The sequence below is a fragment of the Agrobacterium vitis genome, assembly GCF_013426735.1.
GTDB classification, from domain to species: Bacteria; Pseudomonadota; Alphaproteobacteria; order Rhizobiales; family Rhizobiaceae; genus Allorhizobium; species Allorhizobium vitis_D.
The window spans coordinates 929,795-954,640 of the sequence record NZ_AP023272.1 but is presented as its reverse complement, the minus strand read 5'-3'; the positions used below and the strand labels follow the sequence as shown (position 1 = coordinate 954,640).

14 protein-coding genes are annotated in these 24,846 nt (G+C 60.1%); 5 read left to right on the top strand and 9 right to left on the bottom strand.

Annotation, left to right across the window (positions count from 1 at the left end):
* The first annotated feature begins 236 nt into the window (after positions 1–236).
* The 4 genes from H1Y61_RS04270 (at position 237) to H1Y61_RS04255 (ending at position 11,802) form a co-directional block, all read left to right on the top strand.
* On the top strand, positions 237–5,756 hold the full coding sequence (locus H1Y61_RS04270; RefSeq protein WP_235680874.1) for an alpha-2-macroglobulin family protein: 5,520 nt from the start codon (positions 237–239) through the stop codon (positions 5,754–5,756).
* A complete protein-coding gene (gene pbpC, locus H1Y61_RS04265) occupies positions 5,756–7,840 on the top strand; it encodes a penicillin-binding protein 1C (RefSeq protein ID WP_180573799.1) in 2,085 nt (694 codons plus the stop codon). Before H1Y61_RS04270 ends, pbpC begins: the two co-directional genes overlap by 1 nt.
* A 310-nt stretch (positions 7,841–8,150) precedes the next feature.
* Positions 8,151–10,682, top strand: coding sequence for a methyl-accepting chemotaxis protein (locus H1Y61_RS04260; protein WP_180573798.1), 2,532 nt, complete (start codon positions 8,151–8,153; stop codon positions 10,680–10,682).
* A gap of 100 nt (positions 10,683–10,782) precedes the next feature.
* The gene (locus H1Y61_RS04255; RefSeq protein WP_180574405.1) at positions 10,783–11,802 is read left to right on the top strand and encodes an NAD-dependent epimerase/dehydratase family protein; all 1,020 of its coding nucleotides are present in this window, start codon (positions 10,783–10,785) and stop codon (positions 11,800–11,802) included.
* 77 nt (positions 11,803–11,879) lie between these two features.
* Here H1Y61_RS04255 and H1Y61_RS04250 read toward each other — a convergent pair whose 3' ends face one another.
* The 7 genes from H1Y61_RS04250 to H1Y61_RS04220 all read right to left on the bottom strand — a co-directional run bounded on the left by H1Y61_RS04250 (position 11,880) and on the right by H1Y61_RS04220 (position 21,690).
* On the bottom strand, positions 11,880–13,043 hold the full coding sequence (locus H1Y61_RS04250; protein ID WP_180573797.1) for a glycosyltransferase family protein: 1,164 nt from the start codon (positions 13,041–13,043) through the stop codon (positions 11,880–11,882).
* Between the two features lie 111 nt (positions 13,044–13,154).
* Positions 13,155–14,390, bottom strand: a complete 1,236-nt coding sequence (locus H1Y61_RS04245) for a glycosyltransferase family 4 protein (protein WP_180573796.1) — start codon at positions 14,388–14,390, stop codon at positions 13,155–13,157.
* Between the two features lie 4 nt (positions 14,391–14,394).
* Positions 14,395–15,603: a glycosyltransferase family protein gene (locus H1Y61_RS04240; RefSeq protein ID WP_180573795.1), complete on the bottom strand. Its 1,209-nt coding sequence runs from the start codon at positions 15,601–15,603 to the stop codon at positions 14,395–14,397.
* A 105-nt stretch (positions 15,604–15,708) separates the two neighbouring features.
* On the bottom strand, positions 15,709–16,893 hold the full coding sequence (locus H1Y61_RS04235) for an ABC transporter permease (protein WP_174111834.1): 1,185 nt from the start codon (positions 16,891–16,893) through the stop codon (positions 15,709–15,711).
* Positions 16,890–17,888, bottom strand: coding sequence for an ABC transporter permease (locus H1Y61_RS04230; RefSeq protein ID WP_180573794.1), 999 nt, complete (start codon positions 17,886–17,888; stop codon positions 16,890–16,892). Before H1Y61_RS04230 ends, H1Y61_RS04235 begins: the two co-directional genes overlap by 4 nt.
* Positions 17,885–19,765, bottom strand: a complete 1,881-nt coding sequence (locus H1Y61_RS04225; protein ID WP_180574404.1) for an ABC transporter substrate-binding protein — start codon at positions 19,763–19,765, stop codon at positions 17,885–17,887. Before H1Y61_RS04225 ends, H1Y61_RS04230 begins: the two co-directional genes overlap by 4 nt.
* Positions 19,766–19,803: 38 nt before the next feature.
* Positions 19,804–21,690: an ABC transporter ATP-binding protein gene (locus tag H1Y61_RS04220; protein ID WP_180573793.1), complete on the bottom strand. Its 1,887-nt coding sequence runs from the start codon at positions 21,688–21,690 to the stop codon at positions 19,804–19,806.
* Positions 21,691–21,958: 268 nt separating this feature from the next.
* Here H1Y61_RS04220 and H1Y61_RS04215 point away from each other — a divergent pair, with 268 nt between their 5' ends.
* Entirely contained in the window at positions 21,959–22,846 is an 888-nt protein-coding gene (locus H1Y61_RS04215) for a glycosyltransferase family 32 protein (protein WP_180573792.1), read from the top strand.
* 4 nt (positions 22,847–22,850) lie between these two features.
* Here H1Y61_RS04215 and H1Y61_RS04210 read toward each other — a convergent pair whose 3' ends face one another.
* Positions 22,851–23,594 (bottom strand): polysaccharide deacetylase family protein, encoded by a 744-nt coding sequence (locus H1Y61_RS04210; protein WP_180573791.1) that lies wholly within the window; start codon positions 23,592–23,594, stop codon positions 22,851–22,853.
* Positions 23,587–24,711 carry a glycosyltransferase family 4 protein gene (locus H1Y61_RS04205; protein WP_180573790.1) on the bottom strand — a complete coding sequence of 375 codons (1,125 nt, stop codon included), beginning with the start codon at positions 24,709–24,711 and terminating at the stop codon, positions 23,587–23,589. Before H1Y61_RS04205 ends, H1Y61_RS04210 begins: the two co-directional genes overlap by 8 nt.
* Positions 24,712–24,846 lie beyond the last annotated feature (135 nt).

Sequence of the window (24,846 nt, the reverse complement as noted above, 5' to 3'; positions counted from 1 at the left end):
ATGAAAGATGGCAGGCCGCATTCCATGCGCGACACCTTCAAGTCCAGGATGGACTAAGGGCCGTCGCAACGGTTTTCAGGGCGGGAATGCGTGAGCGTTGTCGAGCCTTTGGATAAGAGACTGCACGAGACATGGGCGGCTCGTCGCGACGCGCCGGTTGATTGACGGAAAGAGGGGCAATTGTCATGGGTCTGCAACGGATATTCGCCGGGACGGTGCTTGCCCTCCTGAGCTTTATGCTGCCAGCCACCCTATTGCCTGCTCCCGTACAACCGGCGATGGCTGCCGAAACCAACCGCAGCATCGCCCTGACCCAGGATGGCGATTACAGCGGCTTTGACCTGCGCACCGCGCAAAACGTCACGCTGGACCAATGCCAGGCAAGCTGTATCGATGACAAATCCTGCCGCGCCTTCACCTATAATATCAAGGCCCGCTGGTGCTTCCTGAAATCGGATTTCAACCAGATCAGCCCTTTCGCGGGCGCCGTTGCCGGTAAGATCGTCACCAGTGCTACCGAGCCGGATATCGGCGCGCCCGCAAAGCTCGGCTTCATCTCCGATGGTCTGCGTACCCAGGCGAGCGCCTTCAAGGCGCGCCTGGCCCAAACAGCTGAACAGCCCGACCTGGGCCTGAACGGATTGATCGGACGCGCCCATGCCAGCCTGTCGGCGGGCAAAGGAGCGGACGCCCTGGCCGGGTTTCTGGCCGCCGCCCAGCTTTCCCCTGAGGATGCCAGCCTGTGGATCAGCGCCGCTCGTGCCGCCAACACCATCAAGGATGATCGCGCAAATGCCAATCAGGGGCTTTACGCTGCCCTTCTCGGCTATGACCTGACCCGCAGCGCCAAGGAGCGAGCCGATGCGCTGGCTGTGCTGGCCAAAGCGCTGGAGAAAAACGAGAATTTCCGCGCTGCGCTGAACGCCTATAAGGCGAGCCTTGAGCTTGCCGCCGATAAGACTGTTCGCGCCGCCTATCTGGCGCTGAAAGCCACCAAGGGTTTTCGCATCACCGGCAATAGCGTCGATGCCGATGCCGCCAGCCCCCGCGCCTGCGTGCAATTTTCTGATCCGTTGATCAATCGCGGCACGGATTATACCGCCTTCGTCACCGTCAATGGCAAGCCGCCAAAGGTGCTGGAAGCCAAGGACAGCCAGCTTTGCGTCGAGGGGCTGGATTATGGCCAGCGCTATACGATTGGGCTGCGGGAAGGCCTGCCCTCCTCCGTCGATGAACCGCTGGCGGCAAAGACCGATATCGACGTCTATATCCGCGACCGCAGCCCGACCGTGCGCTTTACCGGCGACCATTTCGTACTGCCATCCGCAGCGCGGCGCGGCATTCCGCTGGTCTCTGTTAATACCGAGCGGGCCAATCTGAAACTTTACCGGATCGGCGAGCGGGCGATTGCGCCGCTGATGAGCAATTCGCAATTTCTCTCCCAGCTTAGCGGCTATGGCGCCGACCGGATTGAAAAGGACAATGGCGAACTGGTCTGGCAAGGCGCCATCGACATTGAAAGCAGCCTGAACCGTGAAGTCACCACCAGTTTTCCGGTGGACGAGGCTTTACCGGAGCGCAAGCCCGGCATCTATGTGCTGACAGCCGCCGCCGCTGCCGGGAAAAGTGATGAATGGGAAGACCGCGCCACCCAATGGTTCCTGGTGTCCGATATCGGCCTTTCCACCTTTGCCGGTACTGACGGGTTGAACGTGTTTGCCCGCTCGCTGAACTCCGCCAAGCCAATCGCCGGTGTCGAGCTGAAGCTGCTGGCCCGCAACAACGAAATCCTCGGCACTGCCACCACCGATGAACAGGGCCGGGCCACCTTTTCGGCTGGCCTGATGCGCTCCGGGGCTGCGCTAGCGCCTGCCGTTCTGACCGGCGAGCAGCCAGGCAAGGATTTCGTGTTCCTCGACATGACCAAGGCCGGTTTCGACCTGTCGGACCGGGGCGTCACCGGGCGCACCGCGCCGGGCGCCATCGATATTTTCGCCTGGACGGAACGTGGCATCTACCGCCCCGGCGATACGGTGCATGTTGCAGCCCTGGCCCGCGACATCGGCGCGGAAGCCATTGACGGCCTGCCGCTGACCTTTATTTTCACACGGCCAGACGGCGTGGAATATCGCCGCATGGTCAGTACCGGTGCCGGTCTTGGCGGCCATGTTGTGGATCTGGCTCTCGATACCTCGGTGATGCGCGGCACCTGGACGCTGGGCATTCATGTCGATCCGAAAAAACCGGCCATTGCCGAAAAGACCTTTCTCGTCGATGATTTCCTGCCCGACCGGATCGAATTCGATCTGAAACCGGCAGCGGACGTGCTGAAACCCGGCATGCCGCTGTCGGTTGGTGTCGATGGACGCTATCTCTACGGCGCACCGGCTGCTGGGCTTGCGCTGGAAGGCGACATGGTTATCAAGCCGACCCGCACCCGCGACGATCTGCCCGGTTTCGTCTTCGGCCTTGCCGATGAAGAGGCCGGAGACAATAGCAGCCTGACACTGGACGCTCTCGAACCGCTGGATGACAAGGGCCATGGCAGCGTCGATCTTCAGGTTGATGATCTGCCCGCCACCACGCAGCTGTTGCAAGCGCAATTGTCCGTGCGCCTGAAGGAAGGCGGCGGCCGGGCAGTGGAGCGGCAATTGACCCTGCCGGTTGAGACCGGCCAGCCCGCCATCGGCATCAAGCCGGAGTTTTCCGGCGAGCTTTCCGAAAACAGCACAGGACATTTCCAGCTCCTATCGCTTGATGCCGATGGCAAGCCGCAAGCGCTTCCAGGCACAAAGTGGAAGCTGCTGCAATTGGAGCGTAACTATCAATGGTATCGCGATGGCAGCGCCTGGCGCTTCGAGCCGATCACCACCACCAAGCTTGCCGCCAGCGGCACCATCGATATCGGCGCGGGGAAAACCGATCTGCCGATGCCGGTCGGCTGGGGCCGTTACCGGTTGGAAGTCGATGCGCCAACACCGAATGGCGCTGCCTCCAGCATCGAATTCAATGCGGGCTGGTTTGTTGAAGCGGGCTCGACCGAAACCCCGGACGCATTGGAAATCGGCCTCGACAAACCAGTCTACAAGATCGGTGAAACCGCCAAGCTGAAAGTATCGTCGCGCTATGCTGGTGAGGTTCTGGTGACCATCGGCTCCGAGACCCTGATCGCGACGCAGACCGCCAGCCTTGCCGCCACCGGTGGTGAGATCGATATTCCCGTCACCGACAATTTGGGTGCCGGCACCTATATCACCGCAACCCTTTATCGTCCGGGCGAAAGCCAGGAGACCCGTATGCCGATGCGCGCCATCGGCGTCACCTGGCTCAGTGTCGATCCGGCCAACCGCAAGCTGGCCATCAAGCTGACGCCGCCGCAGCAGATCGAGCCGCGCCGCAAGCTGACCGTACCAATCAGCGTCACTGGTGGCGGCAATGATGCCTATGTGACGGCGGCGGCGGTGGATGTCGGCATTCTCAACCTCACCCGCTATGAGGCGCCGGACCCGGATGGCTGGTATTTTGGCCAGCGGCGTTTGGGCATCGAAATGCGCGATCTCTACGGTCAGTTGATCGACGGATCGCTCGGCGCCATGGGCAAGCTGCGCACCGGCGGCGATGGCGGCATGATGGCCTTGCAGGCCAGCCCGCCCAAGGAAAAACTGGTGGCGCTGTTTTCCGGCCCTGTTCATCTCGACCATACCGGCAAGGCGCAGGTGGAGTTTGACATTCCGCAATTCAACGGCACCGTGCGCCTGATGGCCGTCGCCTGGAACCGCACCGGTATCGGCCATGCGCAAACCGATGTGATTGTCCGCGACCCCGTGGTCATCACCGCTTCCCTGCCCCGCTTCCTCGCCCCCGGCGACCAGGCCCGGCTCCAGCTCGATCTGGCCGCCACCGATGCGCCGGATGGAGATTATCTGCTATCGCTGAAGGGCAATCCGTCGGTGGAAATCGACCCTGCCAAAGCGCAGATCCCAGTGACGCTGAAGGCCGGTGCGCGGACCAGCCTATCGATCGGGTTGAAGGGGCTTGCCCCCGGCGATGGCACGATTTCCGTGGCGCTTACCTCTGTCGGAACGACTTTTACTGGTGAGAATAATGGTGCAGGAACCCCTGCCACAGGCGCAAATACCGGGGAGACAAAGAACACTGGGCTGTCGCTCACCCGCTCGCTGGATCTACCGGTGCGCCCAGCCGCGTTGCCGGTGACGACGCGGCGCGAATTGCCGCTGGCGGCTGGCAAAAGCCTGAGCGTGGACAGCGATCTTCTGGCCGATAGCGTGCTGCAAGGCGCGTCGCTGAGCATCTCGGTGTCGCGCAGTGCTAATTTCGACATTGCCGCCCTGCTGACAAGCCTTGACCGCTACCCCTATGGCTGCGCCGAGCAGACCACCAGCCGGGCGCTGCCGCTGCTCTACCTCAACGATCTCGCCAATGTCGCCGGTCTGCCCGCTGATGCCGATATCAACCGGCGCATTCAGGACGCCATCTACCGGGTGCTGTCCTATCAGGCGGCGCAAGGCAGTTTCGGCCTTTGGGCACCCGGTTCGGAAGACCTGTGGCTGGACGCCTATGTCAGTGATTTCCTGACCCGCGCCCGTGAAAAGGGCTTCGATGTCCCCGATGCTGCCCTGGTGCAAGCGCTCGATAATCTGGCCAACAAGCTGTCCTATGACACCGATGTCGAAGCGCAGGGCAATGAAATTGCCTATGCGCTCTATGTGCTGGCCCGCAATCGCCGCGCCGCGATCAGCGACCTGCGCTATTATGCCGATACGATGCTGGACCGGTTCCCGACGCCGCTGTCCAAGGCGCATCTGGCTGCCGCCCTGTCGCTCTATGGCGACCCGGTCAAGGCTGAGGCGATCTTCCGCACCGCAAGCGCTCAATCGCAGCAAGGCTCGATCACGCCAGTCAGTCTGGCCCGTTCGGACTACGGCTCGCAATTGCGCGACGGCGCGGCCATTCTGGCGCTGGCCGCCGAGGCCCGGCCCGTGCCACCGATCATCCCGGCGCTGAGCAGGTCGGTGATCGAAGACTGGAAGCGCAAGTCCTATACAAGCACTCAGGAGGAAAGCTGGATGCTGCTGGCCGCCCGGGCGCTGGACAAAAGCGACGATGGCCTTTCCGTCACCGTCAATGGAAGCCTGAAAACCGGCGGCTATAGGGCGAGAATCGAGGGCGAGGACCTGATGCATCAGCCAGTGACGCTGGACAATACCGGGGCCGATCCGCTGACGGCAACAGTTACCACCGTGGCCGTGCCGAAATACCCGCTGCCTGCGGCCAGCGAAGGCTTCACCATTGAACGAAGCTATTACACGCTTTCCGGCGAGCCGGTGAACATCAGTGAGGCCGTGCAGAATCAGCGCTATGTCGTGGTGTTGAAAGTTGCCCAAGCTGCAAACGGCGCCGGAGCACAGAGCCTGCCAAGCCAATTGCTGGTGACGGACCTCCTTCCCGCTGGCCTGGAAATCGACAATCCGGCCCTGGTCGGCAGTGCTGATCTCGCCAATTTCGACTGGCTGGGCGAGACCAAAGCCGCCCATCTGGAATTCCGCGACGACCGGTTTGTCGCTGCCCTCGACAGTGCCAGCCAGGACAGTGGTGACATGGTTCTGGCCTATGTGGTGCGTGCCGTGACACCGGGCGTATTCGACCTTCCCGCCGCCAGCGTCGAGGACATGTATCGCCCACAGCGCTACGCCCGCACCGCGATGGGACGCATGGAGGTCAAGGCAGAACAGTGATGCGGCGCGGCGCGACATTCGGTTTGGTGCTACTTGCCTGCCTGCTTGTCGGCGGGGCGGTTTGGCATGGGCTGAACCGGCTGGATGCGGCCTTTCCTCCGCCACTTGATGCGATCAGCCCAAATTCGGCAGAACTTCTGGATGCCGATGGGCAATTGCTGCGGGCCTTCACCACGCAGGAGGGACGCTGGCGGCTAAAAACCGTGGCCGCCGATGTCGATCCGCTGCTTGTGCGCATGTTGGTCGCCTATGAGGACCGGCGTTTCTATCAGCATTCCGGCGTCGATGGGCTGGCGCTTGGCCGGGCGGCCCTTCAGCTCATCCGCCATGGCCGAATCGTGTCAGGTGCCTCAACGCTGTCCATGCAGGTGGCAAGGCTGATCGAACCTCGAAAATCACGTTCCTTTCTGGCCAAAACCCAGCAAGCGCTGCGGGCCATCCAGATCGAGCACCGGTTGGACAAGGCCACCATTCTCGATCTCTACCTGACCCATGCCCCCTATGGCGGCAATCTCGAAGGGGTGCGGGCCGCCTCGCTTGCCTATTTCGGCAAGGAGCCGAAACATCTGACGCCTGCGCAAGCAGCCCTGCTTGTCGCCCTGCCGCAATTGCCGGAACGGCGACGGCCCGACCGCTTTGCCGAGAATGCCCTTGCCGCCCGCGACCGGGTGCTGGCCCGCATGGAAAAAGCCGGCATTGTGTCTGCGCAGGACCGGCAATTGGCGAGCGCCGTGCCGATCCCGAAGACAAGGCTGGAATTGCCGATGCTCGCCGCCCATGTCGGCGATGCCGAGCGGCGCAAGCGGCCAGAAAGCCTGATCTATCCGACCACACTCAAAAAAGATGTGCAGGCCGCCCTGGAAACCGTGGCGAGACAAGCCGCCCAAAGACTGCCTCCAAAGGTCTCAGTGGCAATTCTCGCCGCCGACATCCGCACCGGCGAAATCCTCGCCCGGGTCGGTTCCGCGTCCTATCTCGATGCCAGCCGCTCCGGCTGGATCGACATGACGCGCATCAAGCGGTCACCAGGCTCGACGCTGAAACCGTTGATCTACGGCCTGGCTTTCGAACAGGGCTTGATTGCCCAGGATACGGTGATCGAGGATCGTCCCGCCGATTTCGCCGGCTATCGGCCGAAAAATTTCGACATGCATTATCAGGGCGACGTCACCATCCGCGATGCTCTTCAACTGTCGCTGAACGTGCCTGCGGTCCGCTTGCTGGAAGCGGTCGGCCCCTCGCAATTGCTCGCCCGGCTGAAACGAGCCGATATCAGGATCGATCTTCCCAAGGCGGAAACCCCTGGGCTGGCCATCGCGCTGGGCGGTGCCGGTACAACGCTGAAGGATCTCGTCGGGCTTTATGCCGCCCTTGCCCGGCAAGGCAGCGCCATCCGGCTGCGCGACTGCGCTATCCCCGGTGGCGCTCATGTTCAGCCCGGACGCCTGCTGGAACCGGCAGCGGCCTGGAACATCACCGATATCCTGTCTGGTGTCGCCCCGCCGCTTGGCGCGCTGACCGGTCGGATCGCCTATAAGACCGGCACCAGCTATGGCTACCGCGATGGCTGGTCGATCGGTTATGATGGCCGCACGGTGATTGGGGTTTGGATCGGCAGGGCGGATAACAGTGCCATTCCTGGCCTGACCGGCTACGGCACCGCAGCAACTGTGTTGTTTGAGGCTTTTGCCCGGTCCAAACTGCCGCAAGCCCCCCTGCCCCCGCCGCCAGAGGGCGCCTTGCGGATCGCCAAGAGCGATCTGACACCCGGCCTCAGGCGCTTTTCACGCGACGCCAGCGGCTTGATTGCCCTCAATGCCCGCGAAAAACCGCCGATGATCGTCTATCCGCCGGAAGGCGCCCATGTGGAACTTGGCCGGACCGCCGATGGCGCGCAACTTCCACTGGTGCTGAAACTTCAGGCGGGCCGTGCACCCTTCCGCTGGCTGGCCAATGGACAGGCCTTGCCGGATCTCGCTCGTACTCGCACCACTCGCTGGACACCCGATGGCAATGGTTACTCAACACTCACGGTGATCGATGCGAGCGGACGGAGTGCCAGCGTCGGTATTTTCCTTCAATAACATTGATATACCTTATATAGAAGATCATAATATACCCTTGATAAAAAGGGGGAAATGGCAAATTTAAGTCGATCTTAACAAACACCTCCTAATGTCGTTGATTGACGATGATGTCGGTTGACCGCCAGCGCCTGCACAATGACTGTGAGAGGTCTGACACGCTTCTGGACAGCGATGGCAGAGACTTGCCGCTCAAGACATGCCGTCCTTATCCGGAAATCGCTTTGCATTTGCTGCCTCAATCGCTCAGCCGTCTGCGCCAGATAGGCGTATCCGGCCAGGTGACATGGCTTTGGAGAAGCTGGACCCCATGTTCATAGATCGCTTGCTGTCGCGTTTCCGCATTCAGACCAAGGTGTTGATTTTCATCCTGCCCTTCGTCGTCACCATCGGCGCGGTCGGCTTCACCGGTCTCTACGCCTCCGGCCTGCTTCAGGGCCGGATGGAGATTTCCAACAGCGTATTGCAATCCTTGAGCGGATTTCGAGATGTCTCTATCGCGATGACAGACTTTCTCGACAAGACCACGGAACAAAGCCGCAATGCGGTCACCGAAAAACTGAAGGAACAGCAGCGGGTGCTCAAGCGCACGCTGGATCAACTCGATTCCAATGCCGATGGCCGAAGCGAGTTGGAAAAGGCTTCGACCGCCGTCGATGGCGTCGTCAACCACATGGGGACGCTCTGGTCGCTGCATGAAACGGAATCCAGCCTGATCAAGGACATGAACCAGGGAACAGCCGATATTGTCGCTGCCCAGAATGATCTCACCGAGGCCCTGAAGAAAGTCACCCTGTCGATCCAGGCCGACGAGACCGCCGCCAAGCAGATGTTGCGCGACGCCGACAAGATTGCACTGACCAGCGGCTTTCTGACGGATATCAATCGCAAATTCGGCAGCCTGACGACCCCGGAAGAGAAATTCGATTACGTCGCTGCCAATCTCACTGAGATGAAGACCCGCCAGCCACCTCTGGCCGCTGCCCTGCCGGAAAAGAACAAATCCGCCGCCCGTACCATCGAGACCATCATCAAGGATCTCGGCGACATGGTCACAGCAGGCGACAAATCTCCTGAAGTGGCCGAGGCCATGGCGACCAAGCTGCGGAATTTTACCCAGCTTTCCGCCTATCTCGGCCTTGCCGCACAACAGAAAATGAAGGATGCCACAGCCCGCTTCGGCGAAATGGACGTGCCGCTGGAAAAGGCGCAGCTGCTTTTGACCGATGGGCGCGGCCTGATCGATGCCGCCTACAGGTTCCAGATCACCACCGCCAGCTTCATGCTGGCACCGACCGAGCAGAATCTCACAAGCCTGCGCAGGGAATTCGCCGGGTTAAAAACAGCGCTCGCGGCACTCAAAGGCACATCCGGCTCCTTTGGTCTCTATGCGCCGCTTGAAGCCAAGCTGTCACCCGCCATCGCCCTGATGGAAAAGGCCAGCACCGAATTGGTCAAGATCAGCCAGGATCGTCAGACCAATTTCCAGACCGCCAGCACCGATCTCGACCGAATCTGGCAGCAGCTGACGTCTTTTGCTGAAATGCAAAAAGTCAGCGCTGGGGAAGAACGCCGTGACGCCAATTCGATTTCCATCGGCGCCATGACCCTCGGCCTGCTGATTTCACTGTTTGCCGGTATCGGCCTTGTTCTTACCTTCAAGGGGCCGATCGGTCAGATCACCGCGGCCATGCGCCGTCTGGCCGATGGCAAGCTGGACACTGGCATCAGCGGGGAAGCCCGCGTCGATGAAATCGGCGAAATGGCCCGCGCGCTCGGCGTGTTCAAACAGAATGCGCTGTCGAAGATCGATATCGAGCAGCGTAGCGAGGCTGAGCGCAATGAGGCCGAGGAAGAACGACGCCGTAACGATGCTGAAAAACAGGCCGTTGACCGGCAGATCGAATTTGCCGTCAATGCCCTTGCGGGGGGATTGGGGCGGCTGGCCAGCGGCGATATCTCCGTCACCATCGATACGCCTTTCACCGGCCGTCTCGAACAATTGCGCGTCGATTTCAACACGTCGCTGCAAAACCTTCAGGACACAATGCGCCAGATCCGCGCCAATACCTATATGATCCAGCGCAATGCGGGCGAAATGACCGCTGCCGCTGATGACTTGGCCAAACGCACCGAACAGCAGGCCGCATCGTTGGAACAGACCGCCGCCGCCGTCGATGAAATCACCGTCACGGTGAAATCTTCGACCGAACAGGCCCAGGCCGCTAACACCATCGTTGCCGAGACAAAAACCGCTGCCGATACCTCCTCCAAGGTTGTCGCAAGCGCCATTGAAGCCATGGGCCGGATCGAAAATGCCTCCGGCCAGATTGTCCAGATCATTGACGTCATCGACGAGATCGCCTTCCAGACCAACCTGCTTGCCCTGAACGCCGGCGTCGAAGCCGCCCGTGCTGGCGAAGCGGGCAAGGGCTTTGCGGTGGTTGCCCAGGAAGTGCGCGAATTGGCGCAACGCTCGGCCAATGCCGCCAAAGATATCAAGGGGCTGATCAACACGTCGAGCACGGAAGTCGCCGCCGGTGCAAAGCTGGTACAGCGCACGGGCGAAGTTCTTTCGGAAATCTCAACGAAAATCGTCAGCGTTTCACAGCGCGTCGAAGCGATTGCGCTGGCCAGCCGCGACCAGTCCACGGCCTTGGGCGAGGTCAATTCCGCCGTCAACGGCATGGACCAGATGACCCAGCGCAATGCCGCCATGGTCGAGGAAACCAATGCCGCCACCCGCCAATTGGCCGACGAAGCCGATACGCTGATGGGTCTGGTCGATCAGTTCAAGCTTGGTGCCGATCCAAGAGACCGCACGCAGACCAGAGCCGCCTAAGCAAAATCAAATCAAGGCTTTTACCAGAACCCGCTTGACTTGCCGGGACAGTCGTTCCTTAAACACAACGGCTTCGTCCATCTGGAAAGTGAGTTCTCTCGTGCGCTATTTCATCACCGGCACCGCTGGCTTTATTGGCTTTCATCTGGCCCGTCGTTTGCTTCAGGATGGCCATACCGTCACCGGCTATGACGGCATGACCGCCTATTACAATCTGAAACTGAAAGAAGCCCGCAACGCTGCTCTTGCTCAGTTTCCAAATTTTACCAGCGTCATTGGCATGCTGGAGGACCGCGACGCGCTTGAGCGGGCCGTGGATCAGGCCAAGCCCGACGTCATCATCCACCTCGCCGCCCAGGCAGGGGTGCGCTACAGTCTCGAAAACCCGAAAGCCTATCTGGATTCCAACCTGATCGGCTCCTGGAACATTGTCGAAATCGCCAGGCAATTGCAGATCGGCCATTTGATGCTGGCCTCGACCTCATCGATTTATGGCGCCAATCCGCAAGTACCCTTCCGCGAAACCGACCGGGCCGACGAGCCTATGACCTTCTATGCCGCCAGCAAAAAAGGCATGGAGCTGATGGCGCACAGCTATGCCCATCTCTACAAAGTGCCGACCACAGCCTTCCGGTTCTTCACCGTCTATGGCCCATGGGGTCGCCCGGATATGGCACTGTTCAAGTTTATGAAGGCGATGCTGGCCGATGAAGCCATCGAGATCTATGGCGAAGGCAAGATGAGCCGCGATTTCACCTATATCGACGACCTGATCGACAGTGTGATCGCCCTCTCTGCCATTGCTCCCAGCGAGGAAAACCGGGTCCGCATCCCGGAAAACCTGGATACGCTCTCCCATAACGCGCCATTCCGCGTCATCAATATCGGCGGTGGCCAGCCGATCGCGCTGATGGATTTCATCGAGACCATCGAGACCATCATGGGCCGCCCGACGAAACGCAAAATGCTGTCGATGCAGCAGGGTGACGTGCCACGCACCTTCGCCAGCCCTGACCTGCTGGTGGCGCTCACCGGCCAGAAACCGACGACAACACTGGATGTTGGCGTCAAGGCCACCATGGACTGGTATCTGGAGCATTATCGCCAGCTTGGGCTGTGATGAGCGTGGCAATCATGCTGAGCTTAAAGAGCGTGCAAATACCTCACATCCATCAGAGATGTGAGGCATAAAGCCCCTCACCCCGCCTGCCGTTGCTCCACCAACTCCTTGACCAGCCGCGCCGTTTCCGCGGCACCGTTCAGCGAAACAGACAGTTTTTTAGGAAACTTCAATTTCAGCGCCTTGGTGATCGCCTTCGCCATGGCCTCGCCATTCAATCCGTCCTCGCCGATGACAACGGCCAGGCCCAGCGCCTCCAGTTTTTCCGCCCGCACCGTCTGCTCGGTTTCGCCGCCTGCCGCAAACGGCACCAGCAGCGCCGGGCATCTGGCCCGTAACAGATCGCAGACGGTGTTATATCCCGCCTGTGAAATCGACAGTTTCGCCTTGGGCAACAAGGCCGGGAAATCCGGGCGAAAGCGATAGAGCGCAACGGTGCCGGGTGCGCGCTGGGTGAAGCGCTCATAGTCGGACTCAGGCAGATTGGGTCCGGTAATCAGGCACCAGCGCAGCTGTTCACCGAGATCACCGCCGAGACTATCGCGGGCATCCAGCGCCGCTTCGATCAAGGCGGCACCAACCGCCCCTCCCCCCGCCGAGATGACGATGTCGAAGACCTCTTCTGCCGGTTCCGGCTCGGGCGCGGCAACCAGGCCGGTATAATGCAGCTTGTCATGAATGGTCTTTGCCAGCGGAAACGTCTCTTCCAGCTCGACGAATTGCGGATCGCCATGCACCAGAACGCCGTCGAAATGGTCCTGCACCAATTTCACGGTTTCCTTGTCGCGACCGGGCTTGCGGTTTTCCTGCAAGATGTCGCGCACCGAACTCAGCAGCAACGGCTTGGGATGCGTGGCCTTGATCGCGTCCAGCAGCGGCAAAAGCTCGAAGCGCACCTGCCTGCGACCAAACGGAAAAGCCTCGATGATGACCACATCAGGCCGCACCGCCTCGAAGGCCGCCAACAGCAGGGCCGACCGGCTTGTCTCGAAACTCGCATCAACCGGCTTGCCTTCGCTATCGACCAGACCGGAAAAGCCCGTGGCGGAGACAACGGCGGGCAATTGCACATGCTCGATACCCGGTCCCGGAAATCCCTTGACCGCCGTTCCGCCTGTCACCAACGTCACGGACATGCCAGATTTTGCCATGGCCCCGGCCAATCGGCTGGCCCGGGCCAGATGACCGATACCCAGCAAATGCTGCACATAAAAGAAAACCCGTTTCGGGCGAAGAGTCATGTACGTATGCTCCTGGGGAGTTTCCGCTTTTCACAGAATGGCGAGACGCAAGAATGCCATATCACGCGCTGTCAAAGGCATATTTCCTGAAATCAGCCCCTATGCAAGCGCTTATTGACGGCCAGAAAACAAGTCCGTCAGGTCACGGATACTGTTGCGATAATCGAAATCACGCCGCACCTTGCCCTCGGCGGCGGACCCGAGCCGGGCGCGCAAGGCCGGATCACGCATGGCTTTTTCCAGCGCCAAAGCCAGCGCCTGCGCATCATCAGGCTCCACCAGCAGTCCATTTTCGCCATCGACAAACAGTTCGGATATCCCCGAGACCGTGGTGCTGACCGGCATCAGCCCTTGGCTTGCAGCCTCCACCAGCACATTCGGCAGGCCATCGCGGTCGCCATCGGCGGTGATCCGGCAGGCAAGTGCGAAAAGATCGCTTTCGCGGTAATGGGTCAGCACATCGCGCTGGTCCATCGCGCCTTTCCAGGTGATGCGACTGGCAATGCCAAGCTGATCCGCCAAGGCCTGCAACCGAACCAGTTCGTCACCGCCACCGATATGGGTAAAATGCCAGTTGAGATCGGCGGGAAGCGCTGAAAGCGCCCGCAGCAGCACATCATAGCCCTTCTTTTTCACCGCACGGCCAACCGATAGCAACCGCAGCGGATCGGCGGAGTCGGAACCGTCACGAGCCGGACGCACGCCCTCGAAATGCGGAAACCGATCAAGATCGAGCCCGTGATAGCTCAGGTGGACGCTGTCACGCCCATCGGCCAGAGCGCTCAACCGGTCGAAGCCGACTTTTGTGCAAGTCACCACCCAGGCCGCATGGGCCAGCTTGTCGGCCAGATCCCAGCTTTCCGATGTCCAGATATCCTTGGCATGGGCCGAAACGCTGAAGCCTCTACTGCCAAGCAGGCTGGCATAAAAGGCGACCGAGGCGGGCGTGTGGATGAAATGCGCATGTAGCCAATCCGCCTTGCCAGGCCATTCGGCCACCAGCACCATGGCCTGACCCAGACGGCGAAACCTGTTGCGAGAGAAATCGCGCCGCAGATCCTTGAAAAACTGCGTGAGAACCGGGCGAAAACCGGGCAGACGCCGCACGGCCCACAGGGCTTTCAGCACGCGCCCCGGTTCTTCATGCAGATATTCCGGCAGGTAATGCACCGGTGCCTGGATTTCATCATGGACGGGATGACGCTTCTTATCGGTTGGGCGGCGCATGGCCACCAGCTCCAGTGCAAATCCGGCCTGCTCCAGGCCTAGCAATTCCTGGGCGATAAAGGTTTCCGACAGGCGCGGATAGCCTTTCAGTAAAACGACAATCTTTGTTGGCTGCGGCACGATCTTACCCTTGCACCACCGAGAACCGTCCGGCACCGCGCTCTTCGAGACAATCGGCAACGATGCGGGAAATGGTCGGCAAGCCTTCCAGATGCATGCCGGGCGCACTGACCGAGGGCGGATCGCGTTTCAACACAGCCTTGATGGCCTGCGCAAACGCCATGCTATCGCTGGATTGGTCAGGCAGGACCATGCTGACCAGACCCAGTTCGCAAGCGCGGGTGGCGCGGATCAGCTGTTCCTCGCGCGGTTCGGTGCGCGGCACGATCAAGGCCGGTTTATCGAAGGACAGAATTTCACAATAGGTATTATAGCCGCCCATCGCCACCACCGCCTTGGCTCCGGCGATCAGATCCTCCATGCGGTTGTCGAATTCGATCATCGTCAGTTTCGGATGGCGCGATCCCGCCTCCATGAATTTCTGCCGCAAATCGGCGGGCATATAAGGCCCCAGCACCACCAGCGCCGGCTGATCCAACGTCGGATCGGCCTGATAGGCCGCAATCACATCACGCACCAGATCGCCACCATCGCCACCGCCACCGGTGGTCACCAGCAGATAATCGCCCTGGGGCGAATGATCCGACCTCGTTCCCGTCAAGGCATTGCGTTGCAGAAAGCCGACGAAACGCATTTTCGAACGCAGGGCTGGCGGCGCATCTATACCGGTCAGCGGATCATAGAAATCCGGCGGCCCATAGACCCAGACGTCATCATAGAGCCGGGCAATCTTGGCCAGGACATCATTGCGCTTCCATTCCGCTTCCAGAAGATGCGGCGCATCCATCACATCGCGCAGACCGAGCACCAGTTTGGTGCCGCGGGTCTTCAGATAGGTCAGCGTGTCCTCCACTTCGCCGCGCAGGCCAAGCGGTTCCTTGTCGATGATGAACATATCAGGCTCGAAACTTTCCGCCGTATGGCGGATGATCGACTGGCGCATTTTCAGCGTTTCATGCAGATCGATATGACGGTCCATCGAGGTATATTCGCCATTGCGCAGCTTGATGACGCTGGGAATTTTGACGAAATCGACCCGGGCGCGATAATCGAAGGCACCGGCAATCGTCGCGCCTGAAATGATCAGCACTTGCAGGCCGCGATAATCCTCCACCAGCGAATGGGCAATGGTGCGGCAGCGGCGCAAATGGCCAAGACCGAACGTGTCATGGCTGTACATGAGGATGCGGGCTTGCCCCAGACGTCTCGACATGTGGTCAGTCTCTCCAAGAAATGTCACTGCATGGATCAATCAATCCGGACGGACTGAGCAACAGCCATGGGCATGGGTAAAGGTCGCCGTTCCCGTATACAGCGATCACTTATATGGATCTGCGGCATCCCTAAGACCATCCCCTAGAAAATTGAAGGCAAGAATGATCACGATGACGGGAACAACCGGGAACAGCAGCCAAGGATAAAGTGCGATCACATTGACCGAGCGCGCCTCTGTCAGCAACACACCCCAGCTGGTAATTGGTGGACGAAGGCCAAGCCCCAGAAAACTCAGGGTTGTTTCACCGAGGATCATGCCGGGAATGGTCAGCGTCGCGCTGGCAATCAGATGTGACATGAAGCCGGGAATGAGATGACGACCGATGATACGGGCGCTGCCCGATCCCATCATCTGGGCGGCCAGCACGTAATCTTCTTCGCGCAGCGCCAGCAGCTTGGAGCGCACCGCCCGCGCCAGCCCTGTCCAATCCAACAGGCCGAGAATGAAGGTGATACCAAGATAAACCAGCAGCGGGCTCCAGTCCGGCGGCATGATCGCCGCCAGCGCCAGCCACAGCGGAATGCTGGGAATGGAATGCAGCACTTCGGTAACGCGCTGCACGACCATGTCGAACCAGCCGCCCCAATAGCCAGCCAGCCCACCGATGACGATGCCGAGCACGAAACTGGTCATCACGCCCAGAAGGCCGATGGTCAGCGAAATCCGGGCGCCGTAGAGAATACGCGACAGCACGTCCCGGCCCAGCCGGTCGGTGCCGAGCAGGAAGAAATTGCCACCTTCCGCCGGACAGACGAGGTGCAGATTGCTTTCCACCAGACCCCAGAAACGATAGCCGTCACCACGGCAGAAAAACCGCAGCTTCTGCACCTGTTGCGGATCTTCGGTATAGACCCGTTTCAGCGTATCCATATCCAGCGTCATCGTCCGACCATAGACGAAGGGGCCGATGAATTGCCCATCATCAAACAGATGCACAGCTTGCGGCGGCGCGTAGATCCGGTCCACATTGCGGGTATGGACATTATAAGGCGCAAGAAATTCGATGACGACAATCATCAGATAGGCGGCCAGCAGCAGCATGCCGGAATAATAGGCCAGCTTGTGCCGCTTGAATCGCCACCAGGTCAGGCGAAATTGCGAGGCCTGATCGATCGGTGAGCGTCGGGATGTGACCTCGTCCTCCGCCGCATAGGGATCGAACGGCAAAGGCGAGACGTAATGCGGTATCGCGCCACCGGTGGAGGGGCCAGCGTGTGTGTCGCTCATTTGCTGCGCCCTCCCTGCAAGCGGATGCGTGGATCAAGCAGCGCCAGCGCGATATCCGAAATCAGCACGCCGATGACCGTCAGCACCGCCAGGAACATCAGAAACGACCCGGCCAGATACATGTCCTGGTCCTGAAGCGCCCGGATCAGCATCGGGCCGGTGGTTTCCAGAGACAGCACGACGGCGGTAATTTCCGCCCCGGAAATAATCGTCGGCAGGATGGAGCCGATATCGGAAATGAAGAAATTCAACGACATGCGCAGCGGATATTTGATCAACACTCGAAACGGGTGCAACCCCTTGGCCCGCGCCGTCATCACATATTGCTTGTGCAGCTCGTCCAGCAGATTGGCCCTGACACGACGCACCATGCCAGCGGTGCCAGCCGTGCCGATGATGATGACAGGAATCCAGAGATGTTCGAGGATAGACTTGAACTTGTCCCAGCTCATCGCCTGACCGAGAAAGCGCTGGTCCATGAGGTGACCGATGGAAATGCCAAACCAGATATTGGCGAAATACATCATGACAAGCGCCAGGATGAAGTTTGGCACAGCGATGCCGATCAGGCCCAGCAGGGTCAGCCCGTAATCGCCCCAGCTATATTGATGGGTGGCTGAATAGATGCCGATTGGAAAGGCCAGCAGCCAGGTGACCGCAATGGTGACGGTGGAAACCAGGATGGTCAGCAAGACCCGGTCGCCGACCACATCGGCCACCGGCATACGATATTCGAAGGAATAGCCGAAATCGCCCTGCACGAAGCCAGTCACCCAGTTGAAATAGCGGATCGGCGCGGGCTTGTCGAAACCGTAGCGCGCCTTCAGCTCCTCGATTTCCTGCAAATCGGCCTTTTCGCCGATGGCCCGCATTTCCTCGACATAGCTTTCGAAGTAATCACCGGGCGGCAGCTCGATAATGGTGAAGACCAGCATGGAAATCATGATCAGCGTCGGGATCATCACGGCAATGCGCCAGAGAATATAGCGGATCATGTCGCATCCTCATCATACCAGAATGTATCCGGCATATAGACGCCGAGTTGGGAGGTCGGGACGAAGCCGAACAGGCCTTTTTCCGGCAGGTTCCTGAGCTTTCGCGATTTCACCACCGGCTGCAAGGCGGAATTGACGATGCCAATGGTAAAGACCTGATCGGTATAGAGCCGCAGCATGTCATGCCAGATCGCCGTGCGCTCCTCCAGCAAATCGGACTGCCGCCAAGCCCGAAACAGGTCGAGCAACGCCCGCGCCTCGGGAATTTCCGGTGCTCGGCCGTCGCCACCGCCCGACAGAGTGTGCAGGCCCCAAAGCGGCCATTGCAACTGATCGTCACTGGTCGGCGCCAATTCACGTGGCGACATGTCGGCGGTTGGCACGCCATTGTCCAATCCCTGCCAAACAGCCATCACCGTTTCGCCATTGGTGATGCGACGGCGAAACAGCTCGCGATGCGAAATATGCACAAAAAGCCGGAAGCCGATCTTGCGGAAGTGATCGGTAATCAGCTCCAGCACGTCGGAATCGAAGGAGCTTTCCCCGGTGCTCTCGACAATCAGCACCGCCTCACGCCCGTCCGGCAACAGGCGAAGGCCATGCCGGTCAGGGCGGACCAAGCCTGCCTCGTCTAACAGCGCATTGGCCTGATCGGGGTCGAACCCGGCCCAGGCATCGCGATATTCCGGCTTGAACAGCGGACTTTCGGGCAGGATGGCATTGGCGGAAGCCTGAGCCAGGCCGAAAAACACTGCCTTATTGATCTCTTCGCGGTTGATTGCCAAGGACAGCGCCCGGCGCACCCGGACATCAAGCAGCACCTGACGCCAGACCAGATCCTTGCAATTCAGGTTCGGCATCAGCGCGATGCGCGCCCCTTGGGTGCGCTTCCACAGATCGACCTTGATCGGATAGCGTTTCTCGGCGTTTTTCAGGAAGGTATAATCGGCAAAATCCAGATTGGTGAATTGCAGATCGCTTTCACCCGTGCCGGTCTTGGCTGAAATCAGGTCGCCGGAACCAACGCCCATCACCACCTTGTCGATATAGGGCAATTGGACCCCGTTCTCGTCCACCCGGTGGTAGAAGGGATTGCGCTCGAAGATGAACTGGCCCGATGGCGGCGCAGTCCGGGGGATCCAGGCATCCAGCGTCGGCAGATCGGGATTTTCCGGGCGCACGATGCGCGACATTTTCTGATGCAGCGCCACCCAATCCTGCACGCCGTTTCGTTTGGCCAGTTCCTCCAGCTTTTCCTTGGCCTGGTATTTGTGGTGGAACTGCTTGAGATAGGCACCGGGCATCATCAGACGCGTTGCGGTCGGGGCGGCAAGCTCGGCCAGAAAGTCCGGATTAGGGTCCTCCCAGGTATAACGAACGGTCAGCGCGTCCAGCACCTCGAAGACCGGTTCCTTGTCGTTGACCCGGAAGACCGTGGGAATTCCGCCCTTGTGAAGTTTCTTGTCATGGAACATGTCTTCCCAGACATAGCGGAAATCCTCTGCCGTAAACGGTGAACCATCCGACCAGCGATGGCCGTCGCGCAGGTGGAAGGTAAAGATCCGCTCCTCGACCACCTCGAACCGTTCCAGCAGATCCGGCTGGAAATTGAAGGCGAGATCATAGCCGATCAGCCGGCAGTAACAATTGATCGGCATATATCTGATATCGCGCTGGCCGCCGATCAACATGCGGATCGTCCCGCCATAGCGCCCCGGCGCTCGCTCAGGCCCTTCAAGGGACACCACGCGCGGCACTTTCGGCAGGCGCTCAGCCATTGGTGGCAGTTGACCAGCCTCGACCTTGGCTTTCAGCAGTTCCGGTTCACTTGGATGCGACGCCGCCAGAAGTGAACGCGGCAGAAAGGCAGCGGACATCAGCGCAAGCGCTCGACGACGGGTAAGGCGGTGGCGGATCACGAGCGCAACTCCCTTGCATCCACCTCACGGCGGGCCAAAACCAGATGGCCACCACCCAGATCGGCATGGGCAAGCGTTGCCGGATCGCCTTCATCGTGAAAATGCCTGGCCCAGCGCTTTTTGGCAGCCAGCGACGGTTCTCCGATCAGGTTGAAATCCATCGGATGATCCAGATTGGGCAGCGGCACCGCTGCCAGCAATTTCTTGGTATAGGGATGGACCGGATCGCGCATGATCACCTCGCAAGGGGCAATCTCGACAATACGGCCCGCATACATCACCGCCACCCGGTCGGCCATGTAATTCACCACGGCCAGATTGTGGGAAATGAACAGATAGGTCAGGCCAAGCTCACTCTTCAAATCCTTCATCAGGTTGAGGATCTGCGCCTGCACCGACACATCCAGCGCCGAAACCGGCTCATCGCAGATCACCAGATCCGGCCCCAGCGCCAGCGACCGGGCAATGCCGATCCGCTGCCGCTGACCGCCGGAAAAGCTGTGCGGATAGCGCCCCAGCGCGGTTTCCGGCAGGCCAATCGCATGGATCAACCGATTGACCAGATCCAGCCGTGCAGCCCGATTGCCGCGATCATGAATTTCCAGGGGTTCACTGATAATGCCGCGCACCGTCATGCGCGGTGACAGCGAAGAGACCGGGTCCTGGAACACCATCTGAATGCGGGTGCGCAGGTCTCGCAGCTTTGATCCTTCAGCCTTCAGCATATCCAGCGGGCCATCGGCACCATGATAGACAGCCGTGCCGTGATCGGCGGTAACGCCGCGCATCAAAATCTTGCTGAGCGTGGTCTTGCCGCACCCGCTTTCGCCCACCAACCCCAGAGTTTCACCGCGAAAGATATCGAAGGAGACGTCGTTGACGGCCAAAGTCGGCGCAGTCGGGCGCGAGAAAAACCCGTTCGAGCCCTTGGACTGGAAGGATTTGGAAATATTGCGCACCGAAAGCAACACGCCATCGCCGCCAGACGGCACGCGACACCTGTCCATCAACCGCCCGGTATCGACGCGGATTTCCCGAAGCGGCTTCAGGCGCTCGTTGCGGTCCATGTCGAAATGCGGCACCGCCTGCATGAGGCCCTTAGTATAGGCATGTTGCGGCGCGCTGAAGATGGCCTCGACCGGGCCGGATTCCATCACCTCGCCGCGATAGATCACCACGACTTCATCGGCGAGACTGGCGACAACACCCAGATCATGGGTGATCAACAGGATCGCCATGCCAAGCTTTTCCTGCAACTCCTTCAGGAGTTTGAGGATCTGCGCCTGAATGGTGACATCAAGCGCCGTGGTCGGTTCATCGGCAATCAGCAGCGCCGGATTGCAAATCAACGCCATGGCGATCATCGCCCGCTGACGCATGCCGCCGGACAGCTCGAACGGATACATGGTTGCGACACGAGCCGGGTCGTTGAACCCGACCAGACCCAGCATTTCTTCCAGCCGTTCCTGGCGTTCGCGCGGCGAAAGCGTGGTGTGGACCCGCAGCACTTCCTCGATCTGATTGCCGACGGTATGGACCGGCGAAAACGAGGTCATCGGCTCCTGGAAGATCATGCCGATCCGGTTGCCGCGAATCTGGCGGATCTGGCGCCCGTCATAGGGCAGAGACAGCAGATCGACCTGGGCTGCCTTTTGCGGATCATTAAAAACAACCCGGCCATTGATCTGTGCCAAGTTGGATTCGATCCCCATGATCGAGCGTCCAAGCACGGATTTCCCCGACCCGGATTCACCGACCAGCGCCGTGACCTTGCCGGGTCGCAGCACCATGCTGAAAGACTTGACCGCCTGGATGCTTGCGCCCAACAGGGGAAAAGACACACTGATATTATCCACATAAAGCAGATCTGCGCATTCTGCCATGCGTCACTTTTCCCAACCCATCCTATGACTTTGTAGGTACCGTATCTTAGCAAATCATTGATGTCTATCGCTGACACACATGCTTTAATCGCGACTCGGACATGGCTTTACGGCTTGCACATGTCAGTTTTTTATCGGTAGGTCAGAAGACTGATAAAATGGACCGGTCATCGTGAGCCAAGACTTACCCCCGAGACTGAAAAGTCGCGCCATAATTGCCCAAAGCCTGGAGCTTGCCAAAAAGCGCGAGCTAGAGGCGGCAAAAGCTATGCTGGATACCCTGGCCGGCGACCATGATTTGCTGGCGCAGGCAGGGCTTGGGCCTGACACCGCGCTTGGTATGCCGCGCAAACTGCATTCAGCCTATCTAAAGCTGGTCAAGATCGCTGGCGACAGGCTGCGGGTCACCGGGCTGCAATATACACTCGCGCCACCGCCGGACCTGCTTTTGCCGTTTTCGCGCTTCAGCAGCGATGAGCGGCGAGATATGGCGGCGCTGAACCGCGTAGCAGTGCCAAGAGTGCTGCACCAGATCTGGCTCGGAACACTAGCCCTACCACCCGCCTGCCAGGCCTGGGCCGACCACTGCGCGCGCCATGGCTTTGCCTATCGGCTGTGGCGCGAGGCCGACCTTGAAGCACAGGGATTTGACCAGCATCCGAGCTTTAACGCCATGCTGGCGCGTGGTGATTATCCCGGTGCTGTCGATGTGGCGCGCTATCTGATCCTTCAGAAGTTCGGCGGGATCTACCTTGATTGCGACTGGTATCCGGCACGTGACGATATCGGCTTTGCCGATTGCCTGTCTCTGGTCGGGCTTGCTGCCCTTGCCGAGGACACGCCACGCCAGACCGGCCTTGGTAGCCTGCTGCTAACCAATTCCTTGATCGCCAGCCCGCCCGGCCATCTGGTCTTTGCGCGAATTATCGAGGCCATGCCGCAGGCCATGGCGCTGCTGCCGGATGCCCCCGCCTGGTGGTCCACCGGGCCGCTGCTGATGACCGTGGTGTTTCGAGGCACCAGCTTTACCGTTCCTGATGCCAGCCTCATTGCTGCCAATCTGGAACGTGGCGCGCCGTTCTCCGACGTGGAGGCAGCGCGGGATGCGGCTCTGACCACGGATGTCGGACTGCTGATCGGCTGGAAATCCTGGTAGGTGCTTATGCTTGCCGCTGAAGCAATGTCCGCGCACTTTCCCAGCGGCAAGCCGGATGGGTGGCGGTCAGGGCGAACAGCCGCGTCAGGAAATCCCAGACCGTTTGGTCATGAACCAGATGATGGGTGAGGATGCCGATGGCCTGTAAAGGCTCAGATTCCGGGGCGAGATAGGCGGCCAGTTCCGCAAACAGGATATCGGCATCCCGCCCACCGCGTGTCCCGCGCCAGTCCATCACATCCACATGGGTGTTGAGAAGATCTAGAGCATTTCCGCGTTTCTCGCGGCCAAACACCGACAGCGCCGTAAAGCCGAGACCGGGCAGCGCTGGCAGCAAAGCCTTGTCAATCCGGTTCCAGGGCGGCACCAGCATCGGCAGCAGTTGTTCACCGTAAAGTCCGCGCAGCTTGGCCAATCCCTGGCGCAGCTCGTCCAGGACGATTGCTGCCGGGCGATGCCCACCCAGTTCCTGCTTCTTTTCACCCGGACCAGCATGGCTCTGGTGGTTCCAACCATGCACGGCAATGGTGGCCAGGGATTCTGCCCGCAGCAATCCGGCCAGCGTCACACCCGTCGGCTCGGGAATGACCGCCAGCGTTAGCGGTATCTGGAAGCGGCGAACAAGCACCAGCAGGGTCTCCAAGGGATCGCTCGGCTCAACTGCATCGTCATCGCGCAGCCAGAATTTGATCGTCTTTCCCTGGGCGGCAAGATCATCGAGGCGTTGTCTCAAGAGAATTTCAGACATTATAACTCCCGCCTTCCAATTCAAATTTAGCACTATCGCCCAGACACTGTTCCAGAACAGTGGAAAGCCGGGCGCTGGCCGCCTCAATCGAGCGATCATGCTCGACCATCTGGCGCGCCGCTAGCGCCATTGTCTGGCGTTGGGACGCATCGGTCAGCAGGGTTTCGATGGCTTTGGCATAGGCAGGCGCGTCGCCGGGCGGCGTTAAAAATCCCGTTATACCAGGCGCAACCACTTCCGGCACGCCCGCCACGGCCTCGGCCACGACCGGCAGGCCTGCCGCCTGGGCTTCCAAATAGGCAAGACCATAGGCTTCGCCATGGCCCGGCCAGACATAGACCGATGCTGTCGATAAGATCTCGGCGACGACCTGCGGCGGTTGCTCGCCCAGGAATTCGACCCTGTCAGACGGGAAGCGGGAAAACAGCGCCCGCACCTCGGCCCCACAGGGTCCATCCCCCACCACCTTCAGCCGCCAGGCTAGATCGGGCAACAGTGCCAGCGCCTTGGCCAGCGCGCCATAGCTGCTCATCTTGTCGCCGGGGCGCATCATCGCCACGGTTGTCAGCACATGTTGCTCTGGCTGCCGTGGGCAGGCAAGAAAGGCCTGCGCATCGATAAAAGGCATTAGCCGAGCCAGCCGGGCTTGCGGAGCGACGGCCTGCAAACCCTGCATATCCCGCCCCGTCAGGCAGAGATTAACAGCGGCGGTTCTGATCGTGTCCAGCAACCTGTCCTGAAAACCAGCCCAGACGCCCAGATTGCGCCGCTGCGAATAGGAAGCCTCGGCGGTGACATAGGGGATCGCGAACTGGTGGCAGAGCTGCGGCCCGATCAGATCCGGTGCCTTGTAATACGGGTGATAGCAGAACCACAGATCCGGTTTGCCATGCTGCTGATAAAGCCCGGCCAGCCGCTCAATCTCCTTCTCCGCCGCCTCGGCCAGATCCGGCAGAACAGTCTCCGGCGTCGCGTGGAAACTGCGCAGATCAGACGCCACGGTGACATCATGGCCCGCAAGCCGCAAAGCCCGCAGCAGGAGGCGCGCCATCAGTCGGTCGCCGGAGGGGACCGGATGGTCAGGGGATTTCAGCGGCGCGTAAAAGCCGATTTTCATGGGCAGCCTCATCGTCATGCAGGGACATGTGCGCAGTCCGCAGGCTGTTGCAAGAGGCAGATGCAGATTTCTCGTCACCTATCACAGCCGATCAACATTGCCCGACAAGATCATCGCACACCCTTGACATCCCAT